Annotated in this window: 5 protein-coding genes; 1 reads left to right on the top strand and 4 read right to left on the bottom strand. The window is 49.9% G+C overall.

Annotated features, from left to right (window positions below):
• Window positions 1-159: 159 nt before the first annotated feature.
• Window positions 160-1407, bottom strand: a complete 1248-nt coding sequence (locus GXO76_07095) for a divergent polysaccharide deacetylase family protein (protein NOY77618.1) — start codon at window positions 1405-1407, stop codon at window positions 160-162.
• Window positions 1408-1425: 18 nt separating this feature from the next.
• Entirely contained in the window at window positions 1426-2025 is a 600-nt protein-coding gene (locus tag GXO76_07090; protein ID NOY77617.1) for a hypothetical protein, read from the bottom strand.
• Between the two features lie 165 nt (window positions 2026-2190).
• Between GXO76_07090 and fxsA the strand changes: the two genes are divergently transcribed.
• Window positions 2191-2595, top strand: a complete 405-nt coding sequence (gene fxsA / locus GXO76_07085) for a membrane protein FxsA (GenBank protein ID NOY77616.1) — start codon at window positions 2191-2193, stop codon at window positions 2593-2595.
• 321 nt (window positions 2596-2916) lie between these two features.
• Here fxsA and GXO76_07080 read toward each other — a convergent pair whose 3' ends face one another.
• On the bottom strand, window positions 2917-3339 hold the full coding sequence (locus GXO76_07080) for an acyl-CoA thioesterase (protein NOY77615.1): 423 nt from the start codon (window positions 3337-3339) through the stop codon (window positions 2917-2919).
• A gap of 187 nt (window positions 3340-3526) precedes the next feature.
• Window positions 3527-4609, bottom strand: coding sequence for a tRNA (guanosine(46)-N7)-methyltransferase TrmB (gene trmB, locus GXO76_07075; protein NOY77614.1), 1083 nt, complete (start codon window positions 4607-4609; stop codon window positions 3527-3529).
• Window positions 4610-4875 lie beyond the last annotated feature (266 nt).

The following is a 4875-nucleotide window of genomic DNA, read 5'->3' as shown; positions in this document are numbered from 1 at the left end:
GCCCATAACAAACAATATATAGCCTTTTTACCCAAGTCAAGCAATCGGTCAAAAAGAAGCTCTGTCTTATTTAAAAAAGTCATTTTCCCCACAAAAAAGCCAGTAGAACCAAAATAGTAACACAGAGAACCGCAGAGAAACTATTGTGGCTGTCGTGACTTACAGTCGATTGGCCACTTTACTCTTGTACAATTTTTTGTCCTGGTCCTCCCGAATGAGTTCGCGTACCGGAACAAAATAAATTCCCCTGTTTTCCCAATATCTCAGCGCAGATGCCAACCGCTTTGCCGTCTCAGGCCGGGCATGCCCAATCACAATAGCCCGCCCCTTTTTGTCGGCCTCAGCCACTGCCTCGGCCAATTTTTGCGATAAATTCAATGAACTTTTCGGATTATCCAGATACGTGAACATTTTCAAGGAAGGAACCCCTTGATTCCGCGCTATTTTATAGGCGATACTTTTGGGATTGGTCATGCTGTCGATAAAAAACAAGTGCTTCTCCCGCAGAACCTGCATCAACAGAATCAGCGTTGGCTGGTACGTCGTCAGTCTGGAGCCCATGTGATTGTTTACCCCTTCGGCAGCAGGAATTTCGGCAAGCGCCTGCGACAAAATCCTGCGGATCGTCTTCTTTTTCATTCCTGTAAAAATGGTGAACCCGCCCCGCTCAATTTTGGCCCGGAGGGGTTCCATCGGCAAATGAATCATGACCGGGATACCCCGCTTTTGAGCCACGGCCGCTACCTCTTTTGTGTGCGGGAGTCCGGGAATAATGGCCCAGGTCAGTGTCGCCGGCACATTCAGGAACTCCTTTAGGACGGGGTTGGTTTTATAGCCAAAATCGTCAATAATGACCGCCATTTTCCGATCATGCCATTCCAGTTTGGGATACCGAATCAAACGAATAACCAGACGATTACCGTTTCCCTTTCGGTAGTCAAATTCTTCATTCGGATGTTTGAGAGATGCCTCGGCTTTTTCCACTGTCCAGCCCCGCGCTGACAGGTCCTGGAACAGATCATTGGTCAGATCATCCTTGAGAAATTGGGTTGGATATTTTACGCGAACCCGCAACTCGCGAACGTTTGAAGAATCGGACTGGGTGTTTGGTGTCCAGCTCACCCAGGATTCCGGCATGTGACGGGCCCGGAATATCGCCTGTATTTCGCTGCGGGTTTCCTTCCAATCGACCGAGATCCTCTTCTCCGGAAGAGACGGGGACGGCACCTGAGGGACAGGGCGCGTGAGATAATATCCTACCCATCCGGCATTGACCCCGGTTATCAGCAGCAGCATCAGAAACCATCTGGCCGAAGCGGACAACTGATTCCACCGGTTCGACCGGCCCAATCTTTTCCCGGGAATTTCAAATCTCCCCTGTGACATGTGGCGTCGTTTAACAGTCATTTACGCAGTGAGTCCGGTCTATTTCCCAAAACTTGCTTTAATATCACTCCAGCACGGCTGGTTGCCGCTTCTCCGATCCGCCCAGTAAAAAATAACCCACTCCCCCTGAACCTGGCAGAGGTGAAATTCACTTCTTCCCACTGCCTTTCTGGGGTACTGATCCCCATTCAGTGTGTGATGCACGGTCAGGGTGTAATCCCGAATAAAAACGGTTGTGTCTTGCTTCACGTAGGTTTGTTCGGTTGTGAGACCAAACGCCAGGTTTGCCGTGGAATCTTCCGGAATCTGCGAAAACAAATAGTTTGCGTAGCGCTTTTCCGCATCCAGATTCCAATGGGCAAAAACACCCGGATTTTGAATCTGGGTGCTGGGATCCGGTTTAAATTGAAAGGTTTTTCCACCCCCCACCGAATCGGCAAAACATTTCATATAATTTTCAAGATTTTTCTCTGCAATCGCACTCTTGAGGTTGGTCAGAACCATTTCGGGCTGGGTCGCCGGTACCCGACGGGAAACCCCTTGAGACGGCGGCTCGGGTGTCCTCAATTGAAAAGGGTTTTTACAGGATAAAAAGAGAGCCAATCCCAACACCCCTGCAAAAACGAACGCAATCTGCACGCCTGCTTTTTTTGAAAATACTTGCAAAAGCCGGTTTTACCCTTTACATTTGAATGAGATTACTTTTGGTGATACGCACCGGTGCACATTAATTTTAGAAGGATCTACAGGATAAGCCATAGAATCCCGTACATCCTGTCAAAGGATTTAAAATCAGGAAAACACATGTTCACGAAATTATTTTTACTGTTTATAACGATTCCCTTTGTTGAGCTGATTCTTTTGATTAAAGTCGGCGAAATCATCGGCCTGGTTCCCACACTGGCCATTGTCATTTCAACCGGACTACTGGGCGCCTCCCTGGCCCGCAGTCAGGGATTTTCCGTCCTGAACCGCATCCAGCAAAGCCTCCAACAGGGTCAGTTACCAGCCGATCCCCTCTTTGACGGGGTCTTTGTTCTGGCGGGCGGCCTTTTGCTTTTGACTCCCGGTTTTTTAACCGATATTACCGGCTTTCTTTGTTTGATCCCCGGAACCCGGGAGATTTTTAAACGGTGGGTGCGGGCTTATTTTCAAAATAAGATTCGCTTCCAGGATCCATTTAACACCTACCCACCGGATGATTTTTAGGCCGATCTTTTCCGGTTTATCCCGCCTCTGAAATACAGTTACGTGCTCTCCGGTTCGCTACCGCTTTATTTTTTAACCGGTTGAAGCCGTTCTCCTCCCCTGTTAACAAGGCACTTTAATATAGAATAAATCCTTAATTTTTTCAAGGACTATTTTGGAGAGATGCGGGGCGGGAACAAAAGCACCATGACAAATCACGGTGTTTTTACCACGACGTCTGTCCCGATCCGGTTGGCCGATAGGTGCTAAAGCCAATTCACAGGGTCAGGGAAAGCGCAATTTTTCTTAAAGAAGGTGAATTCCGAAACAACGCAGAGAGGATCAGCGGGCCCTTCGCCGCTCACGGCGTTTTTTCGCCGCTTCAAATCGGGCAATTTCCTCTTCGGTTTCCGGAAGAATGGGCGGTACGGGAACGGGTTGTCCCGATTGATTAAGTGCCACATAGGTCAGATGCGCGGTGGTGGTGTGCACCTTGTCCCCGGTAATGGCTTCCTCGGAGTACACATCGACCTGTACTTCCATTGAGGTACGGCCCGTAAAAATAACGAACGCTTTCAGCGTCACGATCTGCCCCATTCGGATGGGGTGCCGGAAATCCATTCGATCAACAGAAACCGTTGCCACCACCCGTCTGGCGTGCCGCATGGCGGCAACTCCTCCGGCAATATCAATGAGCTGCATAACCCGCCCGCCAAAAATATTACCCAGCGGATTCGTGTCCTGAGGGAGTACCAGCTCCGTCATTTCCACCATGGACTCTTTGACCCGTTTGCCCTCTTTTTGATGTGTCATTGATTTTAATCCTTTCTAAACTACCTGCTACGCGATGTTCGAACAACATCCATTTTTTATGCAAATTGAATCTCCGAATCCGGCTCCATTTCCCTTGCAGCCTCGCGGCTAAAATCACCTGGGGGAATCGTTTCTTTCATTACCGCACAAGTGGCACAACCACCAAATCCTGCCGGAATTTTTTCCACCGGACTTCGTAAACCCAGCGACCCCTTTGGCGCATTTTGGTTTCAAAATTAGAGCGGTCGGGATTTTCGGGATCGTCCGGGGAATAGCGCTTCTCGGAAATTTTCTGAAAATTTGGAAAATCCGCCATTACCTGTAAAACCCCTTGGAAGTATTCCTCCACATCGGTTGCAAAGTTAAAAAATCCCCCCTCCTGAAGGCTTTTTTCCAGATTCCGGATGAGTTCCGGATCCACCAATTTTCGCTTGGCATGCCGTTTTTTCCACCAGGGATCCGGGAAATAAATATGAACCGCCTGAATGGAATTTTCCGGAATCCAGTCGCGAAACAAGCGGCGGGCATCGGCATGAGCCAACCGGATATTCGGAAGCTGCTTCCGGCCCTGCCTGGCCAGAAGTTCCTGCATGTAACGTCCTGCCCATTCAATGGCCAGGAAATTGACCTCCGGCCGGCGGCGCGCCTCTCCGAACAAAAACCGTCCCTTCCCCGGACCGATTTCCACTTCCACCGGATTTTGATTGCCAAAAATTTGCTCCCAATCAGCGGAGTCCAAAAAATCAATGGGTTGAAGAACAGCTCTTTCACCCGCTGCGCGATTCCGAATCTCCCGAATGGATCGCCTGTAAAAAGAAAGCAGGTCTCCGTAGCGATCCGATTGCTGGTCCTGCGGCAGACGAAACAGCTCCAAATAGCGAACCAAATTGCTCCGGGAAATTTCAACGCCCGGTACCCATGTTTGTAAAAGAAATCCCAGGCGGGCCACCGCCAATTGCACAGCCGGCGTCCGTTCCACCCTGTCGACCGGATCCAGATGAACAACCACCCGGGAATCCTTTCGGCGCGAGACCCGGCAGTAGAAGCTTTTCCGGAAGCCCTTTTCCAACAGCAGGGTTTCAACAAGTGCAGTTTCTTCGGAAGGATCAAAATAGGCCTTTCGGTATCGGACCCGGTAATTCTCCAATTGAAAGACCGCCGGGAGATTCCGGATCAGTGCCTCTCTGAATGATCCCTCCAGATTCAAAATAACGTGTGGCATGGTTCGTGTTTCGATTGAAATTAGAATGGCGCAGGCATAAAGCCTGCGTCTACGAGATTGCCCTAAACCCACTGTAACCGCACCCTTTACGGGTGCGTTCTCCCAAAGCCCGCAGGCATAAAGCCTGCGGCTACGAGATTGCCCTAAAACCACTGTAACCGCACCCTTTACGGGTGCGCCTTTCCCTAAAAAACCCCGCAGGCGTAAAGCCTGCCCCTACGAGATTACCCTAAACCCACCGTAACCGCACCCTTTACGTGTGCGTT

This window comes from Calditrichota bacterium, from assembly GCA_013151735.1.
In the GTDB taxonomy this organism is placed as follows: Bacteria; Zhuqueibacterota; JdFR-76; order JdFR-76; family BMS3Abin05; genus BMS3Abin05.
The sequence above is the reverse complement of the archived record's forward strand: the minus strand, read 5'-3'. Positions and strand labels throughout refer to the sequence as shown.